Source organism: Streptomyces sp. TLI_146, assembly GCF_002846415.1.
GTDB lineage: Bacteria > Actinomycetota > Actinomycetes > Streptomycetales > Streptomycetaceae > Streptomyces.
This window is the reverse complement of record NZ_PJMX01000001.1, coordinates 6,446,182-6,461,989: the sequence shown is the minus strand read 5'-3', so window position 1 is coordinate 6,461,989 and position 15,808 is coordinate 6,446,182. Positions and strand designations below refer to the sequence as shown.

The following is a 15,808-nucleotide window of genomic DNA, read 5'->3' as shown; positions in this document are numbered from 1 at the left end:
TCGTGGCCGGATGGCCAGTGAAGACTTTCAGCGGGTGGCGAGCGCACGGGACCGGGAAATCGAGTCCGTCGCCGAGTTCGACGAGGTCGTGGCGGGCGGAACGCTGGTCGGATACCGCCTGCAGTCCCTCGATCTGACGGACCGTACGTTCGCGCTGCTGTCCGCCGACTGCGCGGGCGCCGTCTTCCTCGGCTGCCGGATGGAGCCGGACGCCACCGCCAAGGTGCGCGCCGACGGCGCCCTGGTCTTCCCGCCCGTCCCCGATCTGCCCTTCGACCCGTACCGGGGTCTGCTCTACACCCCCGACGAGCTGTTCGAGGACCTCGACGCCGGCTACGAGCGCACGCCCGACGCCCGCTCGTACGCCTGGTTCCAGCGCACCAAGTCGGACGGCGACGTCTTCGCGTCGATGCTCCGCTCCATCCACGACGACTCGGTCTCGGACGCGCTCGACGAGTTCCTGGCCGGGGCGCGGGTGGTGGGCGTGATGGGCGGGCACGCGATGGGCCGGGGCAGCGAGGAGTACGCCGGGGCGGCCCGGCTGGGGCGCACCCTGGCGCGGGCCGGGTTCACCGTCGCCACCGGGGGCGGGCCGGGCGCGATGGAGGCGGCGAACCTGGGCGCGTACACCGCGCCGTTCACGGACGGCGTGCTCGGCGAGGCGCTGGAACTGCTCGCCAAGGCGCCGTCGTTCGCGCCGTCCGTCTCGGACTGGGCGCGGGCGGCCTTCGAGGTACGCGGACGCCATCCGCGGGGCGGTGTGTCGGTCGGCATCCCCACCTGGTTCTACGGCCACGAGCCGCCGAACGCGTTCGCCAGCCACATCGCCAAGTACTTCGCCAACGCGACCCGCGAGGACGGCCTGCTGGCCCGCTCCACCGCGGGCGTGGTGTTCCTGCCGGGCGCGGCCGGAACCGTACAGGAGATCTTCGACAACGCGACCCCGAACTACTACGGGTCGCGCGGCGAGGCCACGCCGATGGTGCTGGTCGACCGCGCGCACTGGACGCAGCGCCTGCCCGCGTGGCCGCTGCTCCAGGCGCTCGCGCAGGACCGCCCGATGGCGGCGCGGATCGCGCTGGTGGACTCGGTGGACGAGGCGGCGGCGGAGCTGGCACGTCTGTCGGCGTGAGCGAAGACGCGTAGATCACACCAGGCAACGCGCGGCGGTCCGCGCACGTCTGCTGCTGAGGAGCGGAAAACGCGCTCCCGCTCGACCCCTCGGAACGGAGCTCTTGGTGCTGCTCGGCCTACTCACCGCGATCGCGGCCTCGATCTGCTACGGCACGGGCTCGGTCCTGCAAGCCGTCGGATCCCGCAAGTCCGCGCGCCGCGAGGCCGCCGCGACGGCCCGCACCCAGCACGGCGGCCCGAGCCTGTCGTCCACCGCCAAGGCGGCGCTGACGTGGGAGTTCATGGTGGGCACGGTCCTGGACTTCGTCGGCTTCGGCCTCGGCGCGCTGGCCGCCCGCCTGCTCCCCCTCTTCCTCTCCCAGACGGTGATCAGCGCGAACCTGGTGATCACGGCGGTCCTGAGCGTCAAGCTCCTCGGCATCCGGCTGAGCCGCGCCGAGTGGGGCGCGATCGCGGTGGTCTGCTCGGCCCTGGTGCTGCTGGCGACGGCGGCGGGCGAGGAGGGCGGCGGGCACACGTCCCTCGCCACGCACTGGTGGCTGCTGGTGGTGTCGGTGCTGCTGATGGCGGGCGGGGCGGTGGCGGTACGACTGCTCGGCGCCCGCGCCGCGATCCTGGCGGGCCTGCTGTCGGGCCTGGGCTTCGGCGCGCTGGGGGTCGGGGTGCGCGTCCTGAATGGCGTGGACCCCTTCGACCTCGGCCGCCTGCTCTCGGACCCCGCGCTGTACGCGATCGTGGTGGCCGGGGCCGGGGGGATGTACCTGCACACGGTGGCGCTGCAGATCGGCTCGGTCAACGGGGCGACGGCGGCGCTGGTGGTCGGCGAGACGGTCCTGCCGGGCGCGATCGGCGTCCTGTGGCTGGGCGACGCGTCGCGGGCGGGCCTGGGGTGGATGGCGGGGCTGGGCTTCGTGCTGGCGGTGGCGGGGGCGGTGGGGGTGGCCTGGTACGGGTCCGAGTCCGAGCCGTCAGACCCGGCGGAGCTCTCCCCCACCCCGCCCCTTCCCGCTGTGACATCTGCGGCTCCGCCGCGTGGCCTCCGGGGCTGAGACGGCTTCCGCGGGCCGGTGTATGTCTGCGGTTCCCCGCGCCCCTTTTCGGCCCGGAGTTCGTCTGCGGCTCGGTGGGGGCTGAGCGCGCAGTCCCCCGCGCCCCTAGCGGGTGCGGGCGAGGGCGAAGCCGAGCATTTAAGGGGCGCGGGGAACTGCGCGACCAGCCGTCCACGGCCCGCAGACGAACGAAGCGGGGTGCAGGGGCCGCAGGCCCCGCAACAGGGGCCGGGGGCCTAGTCCCGGGAAGCGAGTCTCCACCCCCGGAGGGTCTAGGTGAAGGGGCGGGGAGGGGCTACACACCCCCCAGTACCACCGTCTCCGCCCCCAAGAACCCCACCCCCACCCGCTCCCCCACCCCCGGCGCCCACCGCACCCCACACTCCGCCTCCAACACCGCCCCCGATTCCGGCCGCAGCCGCAGCGCCACATGGCCGCCCCGGAACGTACGGGAGGCGACCTCACACGGCAGCCCCTGATCCACCGGCAGCAGCCGGACGCCCGCCGGACGGACCAGGAGGCGCACCGCACCCTGGGCCGACCCCGCCGGCACCGGCACCGAACCCCACTCCGTGGCCGCCACCTCCCCCGACACCACACCCGCGACCACGTTCTCGAACCCGAGGAAGCGCGCCACGAACTCGGAGGCCGGCTGCTGCCACACCTCCAGCGGCGTACCGGTCTGCGCGATGCGGCCGTCCCGCATCACCACGACCCGGTCGGCGAGCGCGAACGCCTCGCCCTGGTCGTGCGTGACGGCCAGCACGGTCGTGCCCAACCGGCCGAACAAGGCGCGCAGTTCGACCACAAGCCGCTCCCGCAGCGTACGGTCCAGCTGCCCCAGCGGCTCGTCCAGCATCAGCAGCCGCGGCGACGGCGCGAGCGCGCGGGCGAGCGCGACGCGCTGCTGCTCGCCGCCGGAGAGCGCCGCGACCGCCCGCCGCCCGGCCCCCGGCAGCCCCACCAGCTCCAGCAGCTCCTCGACCCGCTCGGTCTGCCGGGCGCGCGGCATCCCGCGCATGCGCAGGCCGAAGGACACGTTCCCGGCCACGTCCCGCTGCGGGAACAGCTGGTGGTCCTGGAACATCAGGCCGACGCCCCGGCGGTGCACCGGCACCCCGCCCTGGTCGGCGCCGCCGAGCAGCACCCGCCCCGCGTCGACCGGCTGGAGCCCCGCGACCACCCGCAGCAGGGTGGACTTCCCGCTGCCGCTGGGTCCGAGCACGCACACCGTCTCGTGCTCGGCGACCTCCAGGTCGACCGCGTCGAGCGCGGCCCGCTCGCCGAACCGGACCGTCACCCCGTCGAGCTTGAGCATCAGAATTCTCCGGTCCGGTCCGTGGGGGTCCCCCCGACCGAGTTCGTTCGAGGTTGGGGGAGAATGCGTTCGAGGAGGAGCAGGGACACCGCGCACACCACCATCAGGATCGTGCTGAGTGCCATCGCCTGGCCGTAGTTGAGGTCCCCGGCCCGGCCGAGCAGCCGGGCCACCGCGACCGGCAGGGTGGGGCGGTCGGGGCGGGCGATGAACACGGTCGCGCCGAACTCGCCGAGCGAGACCGCGAACGCGAACCCCGCCGCGATCAGCAGCGCCCGCCGCACCAGCGGCAGGTCCACCTCCCGCCAGACCCGCAGCGGCGAGGCGCCGAGGACCGCGGCCGCCTCGCGCAGCCGCCCGTCGACCGCGCGCAGTACGGGAAGCATGGTCCGTACGACGAACGGCACCCCCACCAGTGCCTGGGCCAGCGGCACCAGGATCCAGGAGGTGCGCAGGTCCAGCGGCGGCCGGTCCAGGGTGATCAGGAAGCCGAAGCCGACTGTCACCGCCGACACTCCCAGCGGCAGCATCAGGAGCGCGTCGAAGCCCCTGACCAGGCGGCCTCCCCGCCGGGTGAGGGCCGCGGCCGCCAGAGCGCCGATGACCAGGGCGATCCCGGTCGCGGCCAGCGCGTACTGCACCGAGTTCCACACGGCTTCGAGCGGCGGCACCAGAAACGTTCCGCCCTCCCCCACCGACTGGAGGGAGCGGAAGTAGCCGAAGCCGTAGCCGTCGGGGGTGTCCAGGGAGCGGGCGACCAGCACGCCCAGCGGCAGCAGGATCAGTACGGCGATCACCGCGAGCACCGCCGCCAGCAGCGTCCACTGGCCCGCGCCGCGCGGGCGCCGCGCGGTCTGCGCGGGGTCGACGAGCTTCAGGGCGCTCTCGCGCCGCCGTACCGTCCAGGCGTGCACGGCGAGGACCGCGCCGACCGCCGCGAACTGGACGATCGTCAGGACCGCCGCGGTGGGCAGGTCGAGGAGTTCGGCGGTCTGGCGGTAGATCTCCACTTCGAGCGTGGAGAAGGTGGGGCCGCCGAGGATCTGGACGACGCCGAACGAGGTGAAGGTGAACAGGAAGACCATCAGCGCGGCCGCCGCCACGGCGGGCCCTAGCGCGGGCAGCGTGACCGTGCGCCAGGCCGCGAAGCGGGAGGCGCCGAGGACGCGGGCGGCCTCCTCCTGGCGCGGGTCGAGCTGCGCCCACAGGCCGCCGACGGTCCGTACGACGACCGCGTAGTTGAAGAAGACGTGCGCGAGCAGGATCGCCCACACCGTGGTGTCGAGCCGTACGCCCCACAGCTCGTCGAGGAGCCCGCCCCGGCCGAGCAGCGCGAGGAAGGCGGTGCCGACGACGACGGTGGGCAGCACGAAGGGGACCGTGACCACGGCCCGCAGCAGATTCCGTCCGGGGAAGTCGAGGCGTGCGAAGACGTACGCGCCGGGCAGTGCGATCAGCAGCGTGAGCGCGGTGGAGGCGAGCGCCTGCCAGGTGGTGAACCACAGGACGTGCCCGATGTCCGGCTCGGTGATCACCTCGCCGATCCGGCCGAGGTGCCAGACGCCGTCGACGCGCAGCCCGCGGCCGACGATCGCGGCCACGGGCCAGGCGAAGAAGAGCGCGAAGAACGCGAGCGGCAGCGCCATCAGGCCGAGCCGCACCGCGCTCTCGCGCACCTTCTTCGCGCGGGGCGTGCGGCTTACTTCAGCACGAGCGAGGACCACGTCTTGACCCACTGCTCACGGTTCTTGGAGATCTTCTCCGGAGCGACGTCGTGCGTCTCGGTGACCGTGGCGCCGAACTTGGTGAACAGCTCGGGCAGCTTGGCGTCCTTGACCACCGGGTTCACGAACATGTTGAGCGGCATGTCCTCCTGGAACTTCTTGGAGATCAGGAAGTCGAGGAGCGCCTTGCCGCCCGCCTCGTTCTTGGCGCCCTTGAGGAGCCCGGCGAACTCGGTCTGGCGGAAGCAGGTGCCGGTGGCGACGCCGGTGGGGGCCTCGGTGGGCTGCGGCTTGGCGTAGAGGACCTCGACGGGCGGGCTGGAGGCGTAGGACACGACCAGCGGGCGGTCCCCCTTGGCCTTCTGGCCGCCGGCCGAGCCGGAGAAGTCCTGGTTGTAGGCCTGCTCCCAGCCGTCGACGACCTTGACGCCGTTGTCCTTGAGCTTCTTCCAGTAGTCCTGCCACCCGTCGTCGCCGTACTGGGCGGCGCTGCCGAGCAGGAAGCCGAGGCCCGGCGAGGAGGTCGCCGCGTTCTCGGTGACCAGCAGGTTCTTGTACTCGGGCTTGATCAGGTCGGCGAAGGAGACCGGGGGCTTGAGCTTCTTGTCCGCGAAGTACTTCTTGTCGTAGTTGACGCAGATGTCGCCGGTGTCGATCGGCGTGACCCGGTGCTCGCCCTTGTCGAGCTGGACGGCCGCGGGGACGGCGGCCAGGCCCTTCGCCTCGTACGGGGTGAAGATGCCGTGGTCGAGGGCGCGCGAGAGCAGGGTGTTGTCGACGCCGAAGAACACGTCGCCGCGCGGGGAGCCCTTGGTGAGGATCTCCTGGTTGAGTGCCGCGCCCGCGTCGCCGCTCTTGAGGACCTTGACCGTGTAGCCGGTCCGCGCGGTGAACTCCTTGAGCACCGCGTCGGAGGCGGCGAACGAGTCGTGGCTGACCAGGGTGACGGTCTTGGACTTGGTGCCGCCGTCGGACTTCGCGGCGTCGTCGTCCTTGCCGCCGCACGCGGCGAGGGCACTGACGCCGAGGGCGGCGGCGAGCGCGCCGGCCGCCATCTTCTTCGTACTGCGCATGGTTGTGGATCCTCCTGGTGGGACCAGGAAGAGACGCGGCCCTGCCCGTACGACGGCGGGTCGTGCGGGCAGGGCGCAACAGCTTGAGTGATGACCGAACTTCCTACCCAGAATGACCTGGGCGAGGTTCAGAGGGTCTGCGACCTGACGGTGTCGCACTCTCAGCGCTGTGGCGCTCCCCTGTCGGAATATGCAGATTTCGATCCCAGACTACCTCTCGGACGCGGCGAGCTGTCCGCACGCTCCGTCGATCTCCTGGCCACGGGTGTCCCGGACGGTGACCGGCACGCCGTGGGCCGCGATGGCCTCGACGAACGCCTTCTCGTCCTCGGGGCGCGAGGCGGTCCACTTCGAGCCCGGCGTCGGGTTCAGCGGGATCAGGTTGACGTGGACGCGCTTGCCCTTGAGGAGGCGGCCGAGCAGGTCACCGCGCCAGGCCTGGTCGTTGATGTCGCGGATCAGCGCGTACTCGATCGAGATGCGGCGGCCGGACTTCTCCGCGTACTCCCACGCCGCGTCCAGGACCTCGCGGACCTTCCAGCGGGTGTTGACGGGCACGAGCGTGTCGCGCAGCTCGTCGTCCGGGGCGTGCAGCGACACGGCGAGGCGGCACTTGAAGCCCTCGTCGGCGAAGCGGTGCATGGCCGGGACCAGGCCCACGGTGGAGACGGTGATGCCGCGCTGGGACAGACCCAGGCCGTCGGGCTCGGGGTCGGTGAGGCGGCGGATGGCGCCGACGACCCGCTTGTAGTTGGCGAGCGGCTCGCCCATGCCCATGAAGACGATGTTCGACAGCCGGGCCGGGCCGCCGGGGACCTCGCCGTCGCGCAGGGCGCGCATGCCGTCGACGATCTGGTGCACGATCTCGGCGGTCGACAGGTTGCGGTCCAGGCCCGCCTGGCCGGTCGCGCAGAACGGGCAGTTCATGCCGCAGCCGGCCTGCGAGGAGATGCACATCGTCACCCGGTCGGGGTAGCGCATCAGGACCGACTCCACGAGCGTCCCGTCGTGCAGGCGCCACAGCGTCTTGCGAGTGGTGTCGTCGTCGCACGAGATGTGCCGCACCACCGACATCAGGTCCGGCAGCAGCTCCTCCTGGAGGCGGGTGCGCGCGGCGGCGGGGATGTCGGTCCACTGGGCCGGGTCGTGCGCGTACCGCGCGAAGTAGTGCTGCGAGAGCTGCTTGGCGCGGAACGGCTTCTCGCCGATCGCGGCGACAGCCTCTTTCCGCTCGGCGGGCGAGAGGTCGGCGAGGTGCCGCGGCGGCTTCTTGGCTCCGCGGGGGGCGACGAAAGTGAGTTCTCCGGGCTTCGGCATGGTCCCACCAGTGTCTCAGACATACGGAAAGGGGCTCGCCGTCCTGTGGACAACGAGCCCCCGACCGAGGAAACGGCAGGTCAGCGCCGGTTGGCGCGGCCGGTCAGCCGCCGCCGACGAAGGCGACCAGCAGCAGCCACACCACCGGCGCCGTAGGCAGCAGGGAGTCCAGGCGGTCCATGATCCCGCCGTGGCCGGGCAGCAGGGTGCCCATGTCCTTGATACCGAGGTCCCGCTTGATCATCGACTCGCCGAGGTCGCCGAGCGTGGCGCTCGCCGCGACCGCCAGGCCCAGCAGCAGGCCCTGCCACCACTGGCCGTCGTCGATGAGGAACTGCATGCACAGCGCGCCCGCCGCCATCGCGAACGTCACCGCGCCGACCAGGCCCTCACGGGTCTTGCCGGGGCTGATGCGCGGCGCCAGCTTCGTCTTGCCGAAGCGCCAGCCGATCGCGTACGCGCCGGTGTCGCTGACCACGGTCAGCAGCAGGAAGACGAACACCCGCCACGGCCCGTCGTCGGCGGTCAGCATCATCGCGACGAACGTGGCCAGGAACGGCACGTAGAACGCCGCGAAGACACCGGCGGTGACGTCCTTGAGATAGCCCTCGGGCTTCTCCGTCATCCGCCACACCAGCACCGCCAGCGACGTGAGCGCCATCGCCACCCACGCGCCGTCGGCACCGCGCGCGTAGCCGGCGACGACCATCGCCGCGCCGCCCACCGCGAGCGGCACCAGCGGCACCTTGATGCCCTTGCGCTCGTCGAGGCGGGAGGTCAGCTCCCACAGGCCGACGACGACCGCCACCGCGATCACACCGACGAAGACGGCCTTGACGACGAACAGCGACGCCAGGATCACCGCGCCGAGCCCGACACCGACCCCTATCGCGGCCCGCAGGTCGCGCCCCGCCCGCTTCTTCTCCGGCTGCGCGGGCCGCTGCGGCTGCTGCGGAGTCGAAGGTGGTACCGAGCTGGGCATGGGCTCCTGCGGCGTCTCTTCGCGGAACAGGGGACCGCTCACCCGAGCGGCCCCCCGGTCACGTTCTTCGCGGTCTGCGATGCCGGTGCCCGTATCGGTCACGACGGGCATCGGCTGCGTCTTGGACGGGGCGTCATACGCATCGTAGGCAGCCCCCGCCGAAGGCACCTCCTGGGAAGGCCCCTGGTCGGGTGGCCCCCAGTGCTCGGGTCGCGGCGGAGCCCCCCAGGAAGAGTCGTTCATCAGACCTCGAGCAGCTCTGCTTCCTTGTGCTTGAGCAGCTCGTCCACCTGCGCCACGTACTTCGCGGTGGTGTCGTCGAGCTCCTTCTCCGCACGGCGGACCTCGTCCTCGCCGGACTCCTTGTCCTTGACGAGCTTGTCGAGGGCGTCCTTGGCCTTGCGGCGCACGGAGCGGATCGACACCTTAGAGTCCTCGGCCTTGGTCCGGGCGACCTTGATGTAGTCCCGGCGGCGCTCCTCCGTCAGCTCCGGGAACGTCACCCGGATGATGGAGCCGTCATTGCTCGGGTTGACGCCCAAGTCCGAGTCGCGGATCGCCTGCTCGATGTTGCGCAGCGCGCTCTTGTCGAACGGGGTCACCACGGCCATGCGCGGCTCGGGCACCGAGAACGAGGCCAGCTGGTTGATCGGCGTCAGCGCACCGTAGTAGTCGGCCACGATCTTGTTGAACATCGCCGGGTGCGCACGGCCGGTGCGAATCGCGGCGAAGTCCTCCTTGGCGACCACGACGGCCTTCTCCATCTTCTCCTCGGCTTCGAGGAGGATTTCTTCGATCACCACTTGCTCCTGCATGTCTTGAGTGGGCCGGGAGTGCTCCGTGGGGTGCCCAACGGCCCTGCGTAACCCGCGTCTTTCCCTGCACGGTGTCCGACCGTCAGGGGATTGTCCATCCCCCGGTCAGGCCCGGGTGCCCTGGTCGCTCACGAGCGTGCCGATCTTCTCACCCTTGACCGCGCGCGCGATATTGCCCTCGGCGAGGAGTTCGAAGACGAGGATGGGGAGGTTGTTGTCGCGGCAGAGGGTGATGGCCGTCATGTCCGCCACCTTCAGGTCGCGGGTGATGACCTCGCCGTACTCCAGCGCGTCGAACTTCACGGCGTCCGGGTTGACGCGAGGGTCGGAGTCGTAGACCCCGTCCACCCCGTTCTTGCCCATCAGCATGGCCTCGGCGTCGATCTCCAGAGCGCGCTGGGCGGCCGTGGTGTCGGTGGAGAAGTACGGCATGCCCATGCCCGCGCCGAAGATGACGACGCGTCCCTTCTCCAGGTGGCGCACGGCGCGCAGCGGGATGTACGGCTCGGCGACCTGGCCCATCGTGATGGCGGTCTGGACCCGGGAGTCGATGCCCTCCTTCTCCAGGAAGTCCTGGAGGGCGAGGCAGTTCATCACCGTGCCGAGCATGCCCATGTAGTCGGAGCGGGCCCGGTCCATGCCGCGCTGCTGGAGCTCGGCTCCGCGGAAGAAGTTGCCGCCGCCGATGACGACGGCGATCTGCGCGCCGTCCCGTACGACATTGGCGATCTCGCGGGCGATGGCGTGCACGACATCGGGGTCCACGCCGAGACCCCCTCCGCCGGCGAACGCCTCACCGGAGAGCTTCAGCATGAAGCGTCCGGTCACCTTGCCGTCGTCGCGCTTGTGGTCAGCCTGGGTGGCGGCGTCCGCGCCCTGATTCATGGGGATCTCCTCGTACACATACGAAGAAGGCCATTGCCGGTGGGTGCTGTGTCCCTGAGCGGCAATGGCCTCCTCGTCAGATCTGCGGTCGTCCGTCGCGAGCGCGGCCGACGACTGCCTCAGACCCTAGCGGGGTCTTCCGTCGATCGCTGAACGGACTCAGATGCCGACCTTGATGCGCGTGAAGCGCTTCAGGGTGACACCGGCCTCGTCCAGAACCTTCTGGACCGACTTCTTGTTGTCGAGCGCGTACGGCTGGCCAAGGAGCGTGGCGTCCTTGAAGAAGCCGTTGACACGACCCTCGACGATCTTCGGCAGCGCGGCCTCGGGCTTGCCCTCGGCGCGCGTGGTCTCCTCGGCGACACGGCGCTCGGTCTCGACGACCTCGGCCGGGACGTCCTCGCGGGACAGCCACTTCGGCGCGAACGCGGCGATGTGCTGGGCGATGCCCTTGGCGACGTCGGCGTCGGCCTTGTCCAGCTCGACCAGGACACCGATCTGCGGCGGCAGGTCGGGCATGGTGCGGTGCATGTACGCGAAGACGAAGCCGTCGGCGTACTGCGCGAAGCGGTCCAGGACGATCTTCTCGCCCAGGTTGGCGTTGGCCTCGTCGACGTACGCCTGGACGGTCTTGCCGGCCTCGATCTCGGAGGCGAGCAGCGCCTCCAGGTCGGCCGGGGAGGTCGCGGCGACGTGCGCGGCGAGCGCGGCGGCGGTGGCCTGGAACTTGTCGCCCTTGGCGACGAAGTCCGTCTCGCACTTCAGCTCGAGGAGCACACCGGAGGTGTTGTCCTCGGCGATGAGGGAGACGACCGCACCGTTCTCGGCAGAACGGCCCTCGCGCTTGGCGACGCCCTTCTGGCCCTTGATGCGCAGCGCCTCGACGGCCTTGTCGACGTTGCCGTCGGCCTCGTCCAGCGCCTTCTTGCAGTCCATCATGCCGGCGCCGGTGAGCTCGCGGAGCTTCTTGACGTCAGCGGCGGTGTAGTTCGCCATGAGTCTGTGTTTCTCTCTCGAAGTCTGACTCGAAGTCTGAAAGATCTACGGAAGATCTACGGGGCTACGGGGTGACGGCGGGGGCACAGCGTGCGCCCCCGCCGTCACCGCCGAAGCGAAGACCGTGAAGGTCAGGCCTGCTCGGCGTCCGCGGCCGGCGCCTCGGCGGCCGGAGCGGCCTCGGCCGGCTTCTCGGCCTCGGCGGCCGGAGCCTCGGCCGCGGGGGCCTCGGTCTCGTCGGCCTTCTTGTCGCCCTCGAGCAGGTCGCGCTCCCACTCGGCGAGCGGCTCGCCGGCAGCCTTCTCGCCCGGCTTCGAGTCACCGGTGGCGACGCCGGAACGGGCGATGAGGCCCTCGGCGACGGCGTCAGCGATCACGCGGGTGAGCAGGGTGACGGAGCGGATCGCGTCGTCGTTGCCCGGGATCTTGTAGTCGACCTCGTCGGGGTCGCAGTTCGTGTCGAGGATCGCGACGACCGGGATGTGGAGCTTGCGCGCCTCACCGACGGCGATGTGCTCCTTCTTGGTGTCGACGATCCAGACGGCGCTGGGAACCTTCGACATCTCGCGGATACCACCGAGGGTCTTCTCCAGCTTGGCCTTCTCACGCGAGAGGACCAGGAGCTCCTTCTTGGTGAGACCCGAGGCCGCGACGTCCTCGAAGTCGATCTGCTCGAGCTCCTTGAGGCGCTGCAGACGCTTGTAGACGGTGGAGAAGTTGGTCAGCATGCCGCCGAGCCAGCGCTGGTTCACGTAGGGCATGCCCACGCGAGTCGCCTGCTCCGCGATGGCTTCCTGAGCCTGCTTCTTCGTACCGACGAACATGATGGAGCCGCCGTGCGCGACGGTCTCCTTGACGAACTCGTAGGCGCGGTCGATGTACGACAGCGACTGGAGCAGGTCGATGATGTAGATGCCGTTGCGCTCGGTGAAGATGAAGCGCTTCATCTTCGGGTTCCAGCGACGGGTCTGGTGACCGAAGTGGACGCCGCTCTCCAGCAGCTCCCGCATCGTGACGACGGCCATGGCCGTACTCCTTGAGATACTCGGTTACCGCGGCCGCCGGTCGGCTGCCGCGCCTGACGCCCCGATGCGCCGTGCCCCACACCGTTGACAGGTGAAGGACCGAGAGGCGCGGCCGACGGTCTGGACCACCGGCGGGGCGTGCGAAGTCGACCCGGTGACCCGGATCGCCACAAGAAGTGTACGGGACCCTCACCGTGCCGGGTGACGCCACTGTCCACAACGGCCCGGTTGTCCACAGCCCCGGCCCATGATCACCGCGAATCCCCGCGCCCCGGGATCATCTCCGGCATGCACCGCACACTGATCTGCCTGTTCGTGACGGGGGCGCTGGCGACATCGGCCGCAGCGCCAGCCCGGCCTGCGCTGGCTGCGCGGGATGCGCTGCACGCGTCGCCTGCGCGGCACGCGCTGCCTGGGCTGCCCGCGCTGCACTTGTCGCTGGGTGGAGGGGTGGGAGGCGGTGCGGCGGGGGGAGGTGGAGTGGCGGCCTCTGTCGCGGGCGTGGGCGGCGTGACCGGCCGGGCCGGGCGGGTGTGGCCGGTTCCCGGGACGCCCGTGGTCGTACGGGGCTGGGACCCGCCCGCCACGCCCTACGGCCCCGGCCACCGCGGCATCGACCTCGCCGCCCCACCCGGCACCGAGATCCGGGCGGTCGCGGCGGGCCGGGTGACCTTCGCGGGCCCCGTCGCGGGGAAAGGCGTGCTCACGATCACCCTGGACGGGCCCGGAAGCCCACCACTGCGGACCACATACGAGCCAGTACGAGCACTCGTCCGAGAGGGCGAACACGTATCGGCGGGCCAGCCGGTGGCGGTGATCGAGGCAGCGACGGAACCGGACGCGGAACCGGACGCGGACCACCCGGCGGAACCGGGCACGGATCTACCGCCGCACTGCACGCAAAGCTGCCTGCACTGGGGGCTCAAACGAGGCGACGCATACCTGAACCCGCTCGCGCTGGTCCATGGCGGGCATGTGCGGCTGCTGCCGGTTTGGGGGGTGTGAGGGGAGCGGGGGCGGGGGTGGGGCGGGGGGGAGGGGGGAGGGGGGAGGGGGGAGGGGGGAGGGGGCGGGCCCCCGGGAGGCGAACGATCCGGCCGTGTCGGCGCCGCTCCATCCGCTGCCGCACCGCGCCCTTACCTCCGAGGTAATCGCGCCGTCCCGTCGGCCCTGCCGAGAATGACGATCTTCCCGCGACAGAGGGACGCGGGTTACGGATCGAAGGGATCAGCCTTGTCGACAGTCATGCCCACGACCACCCGTGCCGTGGTGGAGGAACTGCTGCGCCGGATCGGCGAAGGCGACCCCGAGCGCATCGCGGAGCTGTACGCCGAACGCGGCGACTGGAAGCTGGACTGGCCGGAGGCCGAGCACGGGCGTACCGCCACCCCGTGGATCCGCCACCGTTCCACGCGGGCCGACGCGGCCGATCACTACCGCCAACTCATCGAGCACCATGTGCCCGGGCAGGCGGCCACCGAGATCGAGCGCATCCTCGTCGACGGCGATGACGCCGTTGTACTCGGCGAGATCCGCCAGACCGCCCGCTCGACCGGACGGCCGTATCGCGCTCGGTTCGCTCTGCACCTCACCGTCGAGGACGGCCTGGTCGCCCGGCACCATGTCTACGAGGACAGCCTCGCCGTCGCCCAGGCGTTCGCTCCGGAAGGGTCAGCCCTGACTCATTGAAAGGGTCAGGGCTGACTCATTGAGGCGTCGGCGAAGGGTGCTGGTCCCTGCCACCCACCGGGGGCAGCGGTCGGTCAGCGGGCCGCGCTCAGCCCACCACGCCCCGCAGCGCCATGCCGACAGCCGCGTCCGTGATCTCCGCCGGATCTTCCGCCGCGCCGAGTTCGATGCGGCGGACGGCGGCGTCGACCACGCCCTGGAGGAGCATCGCGGCCAGGCGGGGCTGGGTGTGGCCCAGGTCGCCGAGGGCTTCGACGATCATGGCGATGAGGCCGCCGTGGGCGGCGCGGATCTTCTCGCGGGCGCCGGCGTCGAGCTCGCTGGCCGAGATGGCGACGACGGCGCGGTGGCGCTGGTCGCCGACGAGCTCCAGCTGGCGGCGTACGTACGCCTCGACCTTCTCTTCGGGTCCGGTGGCCTGCTGCATGGCAGCTTCGATGTCGGCCGCCCACCGCGGGAAGTCGACGGAGCAGAGTTCTTCGACGACGGCGGCCCGGGAGCGGAAGTACTCGTACACGGAGGAGCGGGCGAGCCCGGTGCGCTCGGCCAGGGCGGGGAAGGTCAGGGCGTCGGTGCCGCCCTGGGACAGCAGGGCGCGTGCGGCGTCCAGCAGGGCGGCGCGCTGCATGGCGCGGTGCTCGGCCACTGAGGCCGCTCGAATCCTTGGCACCGTTCCACTGTAAGGCTGGGACGGGGATCCGCGGAGGGGCGATGTGCTGGGGTGGTGCTCAGCGGCCCACGTCGGCCAGCTTGGCTCGCAGCTGGAGGACGGATTTCGTGTGGATCTGGCTGACGCGGCTCTCGGTGACGCCGAGGACGTTGCCGATCTCGGCGAGGGTGAGGCCTTCGTAGTAGTAGAGGGTGACGACCGTCTTCTCGCGCTCCGGCAGCGTGTTGATGGCGCGGGCGAGCAGTCTGCGCAGCTCGCGGCCTTCGGCGACCTCGACGGGGTCGTCGGCGGCGGTGTCCTCCAGGGTGTCCATGAGGCTGAGCCGGTCGCCGCCCTCGCCGCCGACGTGCAGCAGTTCTTCGAGTGCGACCACGTTGGCGAGCGACAACTGGCTGAATACGGCGTGCAGTTCCTCGACGGCGATGCCCATCTCGGTGGCGACTTCGTTTTCCGAGGGCGTACGGCGCAGTTGGGCTTCGAGGGTTGCGTAGGCGCGTTCGACGGCGCGGGCTTTCTGTCGTACGGAGCGCGGGATCCAGTCGAGTGCGCGAAGTTCGTCGATCATCGCGCCCCGGATGCGCGTGATGGCGTACGTCTCGAACTTGATGGCCCGTTCGATGTCGAACTTCTCGATGGCGTCGATGAGTCCGAAGACTCCGGAGGAGACGAAGTCGGCTTGTTCGACGTTGGGCGGCAGTCCGACGCTGACTCGGCCCGCGACGTACTTGACCAGCGGCGAGTAGTGCAGGATCAGCTGTTCGCGCAGGCGCTCGTCGCCGCTGCTCTTGTACGAGCGCCATAGTTCGTCGACGGACGAGGGCGCCGGTGGTCGCACGGTGCCGCCGGCGCGGGCAGCGGGGGGAGCTGCCGTGCGATCAGACCCGGAGGTGTGCTGGGGCATGCGTTGCCTTGAGCCGTTCTGCTGTGACGTGAGCGGGGAGCTGTCTCTGCTGCGGGGTTCTCGTGAGCGTAGCGTGACCGGGCTGTTGCGGTGCGCAAACGTGGGGGGATCGGGTTTGCCGGGTGGGGGTGGGCGGTCGCGCGCGGGGGTGGGGGCCGTCGCGGGGTGCGTCGGCCCCGAAAGCGCTGGCGTGCGGCCCTCGGTGGTCATCGGCCTTACCTTTTCACCCG

15 protein-coding genes and 1 riboswitch are annotated in these 15,808 nt (G+C 70.9%); of the genes, 4 read left to right on the top strand and 11 right to left on the bottom strand.

Translation table 11 applies throughout. From position 1 onward, the window contains the following. Nucleotides 1-10: 10 nt before the first annotated feature. Together BX283_RS28965 and BX283_RS28960 are read left to right on the top strand one after the other, a co-directional pair. Nucleotides 11-1,132 (top strand): LOG family protein, encoded by a 1,122-nt coding sequence (locus BX283_RS28965; protein ID WP_101390416.1) that lies wholly within the window; start codon nucleotides 11-13, stop codon nucleotides 1,130-1,132. Nucleotides 1,133-1,238: 106 nt separating this feature from the next. Beyond that, nucleotides 1,239-2,183, top strand: coding sequence for a hypothetical protein (locus BX283_RS28960; protein ID WP_257583914.1), 945 nt, complete (start codon nucleotides 1,239-1,241; stop codon nucleotides 2,181-2,183). A 295-nt stretch (nucleotides 2,184-2,478) separates the two neighbouring features. Here BX283_RS28960 and BX283_RS28955 read toward each other — a convergent pair whose 3' ends face one another. The 9 genes from BX283_RS28955 to rpsB form a co-directional block, all read right to left on the bottom strand. Then, nucleotides 2,479-3,501 (bottom strand): ABC transporter ATP-binding protein, encoded by a 1,023-nt coding sequence (locus BX283_RS28955; protein ID WP_101390415.1) that lies wholly within the window; start codon nucleotides 3,499-3,501, stop codon nucleotides 2,479-2,481. Continuing rightward, on the bottom strand, nucleotides 3,501-5,147 hold the full coding sequence (locus BX283_RS28950) for an iron ABC transporter permease (RefSeq protein ID WP_101392627.1): 1,647 nt from the start codon (nucleotides 5,145-5,147) through the stop codon (nucleotides 3,501-3,503). The genes BX283_RS28955 and BX283_RS28950 overlap by 1 nt, the downstream gene beginning before the upstream one ends. 53 nt (nucleotides 5,148-5,200) lie before the next feature. Beyond that, nucleotides 5,201-6,298 (bottom strand): thiamine ABC transporter substrate binding subunit, encoded by a 1,098-nt coding sequence (locus BX283_RS28945; RefSeq protein WP_101390414.1) that lies wholly within the window; start codon nucleotides 6,296-6,298, stop codon nucleotides 5,201-5,203. Nucleotides 6,299-6,380: 82 nt separating this feature from the next. Then, a riboswitch (TPP riboswitch) is annotated at nucleotides 6,381-6,490 on the bottom strand. An 18-nt stretch (nucleotides 6,491-6,508) separates the two neighbouring features. After that, nucleotides 6,509-7,615 carry a 23S rRNA (adenine(2503)-C(2))-methyltransferase RlmN gene (rlmN, locus tag BX283_RS28940; protein WP_101390413.1) on the bottom strand — a complete coding sequence of 369 codons (1,107 nt, stop codon included), beginning with the start codon at nucleotides 7,613-7,615 and terminating at the stop codon, nucleotides 6,509-6,511. 103 nt (nucleotides 7,616-7,718) lie between these two features. Continuing rightward, nucleotides 7,719-8,840 (bottom strand): phosphatidate cytidylyltransferase, encoded by a 1,122-nt coding sequence (locus BX283_RS28935; RefSeq protein ID WP_101390412.1) that lies wholly within the window; start codon nucleotides 8,838-8,840, stop codon nucleotides 7,719-7,721. Next, nucleotides 8,840-9,397, bottom strand: coding sequence for a ribosome recycling factor (frr, locus tag BX283_RS28930; protein ID WP_101392626.1), 558 nt, complete (start codon nucleotides 9,395-9,397; stop codon nucleotides 8,840-8,842). The genes BX283_RS28935 and frr overlap by 1 nt, the downstream gene beginning before the upstream one ends. Before the next feature lie 120 nt (nucleotides 9,398-9,517). After that, nucleotides 9,518-10,297 (bottom strand): UMP kinase, encoded by a 780-nt coding sequence (gene pyrH / locus BX283_RS28925; RefSeq protein WP_067164809.1) that lies wholly within the window; start codon nucleotides 10,295-10,297, stop codon nucleotides 9,518-9,520. Nucleotides 10,298-10,456: 159 nt separating this feature from the next. After that, a complete protein-coding gene (tsf, locus tag BX283_RS28920) occupies nucleotides 10,457-11,293 on the bottom strand; it encodes a translation elongation factor Ts (protein ID WP_101390411.1) in 837 nt (278 codons plus the stop codon). 131 nt (nucleotides 11,294-11,424) lie between these two features. Beyond that, nucleotides 11,425-12,318 carry a 30S ribosomal protein S2 gene (gene rpsB / locus BX283_RS28915; RefSeq protein ID WP_101390410.1) on the bottom strand — a complete coding sequence of 298 codons (894 nt, stop codon included), beginning with the start codon at nucleotides 12,316-12,318 and terminating at the stop codon, nucleotides 11,425-11,427. Nucleotides 12,319-12,798: 480 nt separating this feature from the next. On the opposite strand from rpsB, the gene BX283_RS28910 reads away from it, so the two are divergent. Then, nucleotides 12,799-13,323, top strand: a complete 525-nt coding sequence (locus BX283_RS28910) for a murein hydrolase activator EnvC (protein ID WP_373979303.1) — start codon at nucleotides 12,799-12,801, stop codon at nucleotides 13,321-13,323. A 240-nt stretch (nucleotides 13,324-13,563) separates the two neighbouring features. Beyond that, nucleotides 13,564-14,007, top strand: coding sequence for a nuclear transport factor 2 family protein (locus BX283_RS28900; RefSeq protein ID WP_101390408.1), 444 nt, complete (start codon nucleotides 13,564-13,566; stop codon nucleotides 14,005-14,007). 88 nt (nucleotides 14,008-14,095) lie between these two features. Here the strand turns inward: BX283_RS28900 and BX283_RS28895 are convergent, their stop codons facing one another. Next, nucleotides 14,096-14,653, bottom strand: a complete 558-nt coding sequence (locus tag BX283_RS28895) for a TetR/AcrR family transcriptional regulator (protein ID WP_101390407.1) — start codon at nucleotides 14,651-14,653, stop codon at nucleotides 14,096-14,098. Nucleotides 14,654-14,735: 82 nt separating this feature from the next. Next, on the bottom strand, nucleotides 14,736-15,578 hold the full coding sequence (gene whiG, locus BX283_RS28890) for an RNA polymerase sigma factor WhiG (RefSeq protein ID WP_101390406.1): 843 nt from the start codon (nucleotides 15,576-15,578) through the stop codon (nucleotides 14,736-14,738). Nucleotides 15,579-15,808 lie beyond the last annotated feature (230 nt).

Excerpts from the sequence above, each read along its gene's own strand:
- BX283_RS28900 (WP_101390408.1), top strand. The coding sequence starts at position 13,564 with ATGCCCACGACCACCCGTGCCGTGGTGGAGGAACTGCTGCGCCGGATC.
- BX283_RS28935 (WP_101390412.1), bottom strand. The coding sequence starts at position 8,840 with ATGAACGACTCTTCCTGGGGGGCTCCGCCGCGACCCGAGCACTGGGGG.
- tsf (WP_101390411.1), bottom strand. The coding sequence starts at position 11,293 with ATGGCGAACTACACCGCCGCTGACGTCAAGAAGCTCCGCGAGCTCACC.
- pyrH (WP_067164809.1), bottom strand. The coding sequence starts at position 10,297 with ATGAATCAGGGCGCGGACGCCGCCACCCAGGCTGACCACAAGCGCGAC.
- BX283_RS28945 (WP_101390414.1), bottom strand. The coding sequence starts at position 6,298 with ATGCGCAGTACGAAGAAGATGGCGGCCGGCGCGCTCGCCGCCGCCCTC.
- BX283_RS28955 (WP_101390415.1), bottom strand. The coding sequence starts at position 3,501 with ATGCTCAAGCTCGACGGGGTGACGGTCCGGTTCGGCGAGCGGGCCGCG.
- BX283_RS28950 (WP_101392627.1), bottom strand. The coding sequence starts at position 5,147 with ATGGCGCTGCCGCTCGCGTTCTTCGCGCTCTTCTTCGCCTGGCCCGTG.
- BX283_RS28965 (WP_101390416.1), top strand. The coding sequence starts at position 11 with ATGGCCAGTGAAGACTTTCAGCGGGTGGCGAGCGCACGGGACCGGGAA.
- whiG (WP_101390406.1), bottom strand. The coding sequence starts at position 15,578 with ATGCCCCAGCACACCTCCGGGTCTGATCGCACGGCAGCTCCCCCCGCT.
- rpsB (WP_101390410.1), bottom strand. The coding sequence starts at position 12,318 with ATGGCCGTCGTCACGATGCGGGAGCTGCTGGAGAGCGGCGTCCACTTC.
- rlmN (WP_101390413.1), bottom strand. The coding sequence starts at position 7,615 with ATGCCGAAGCCCGGAGAACTCACTTTCGTCGCCCCCCGCGGAGCCAAG.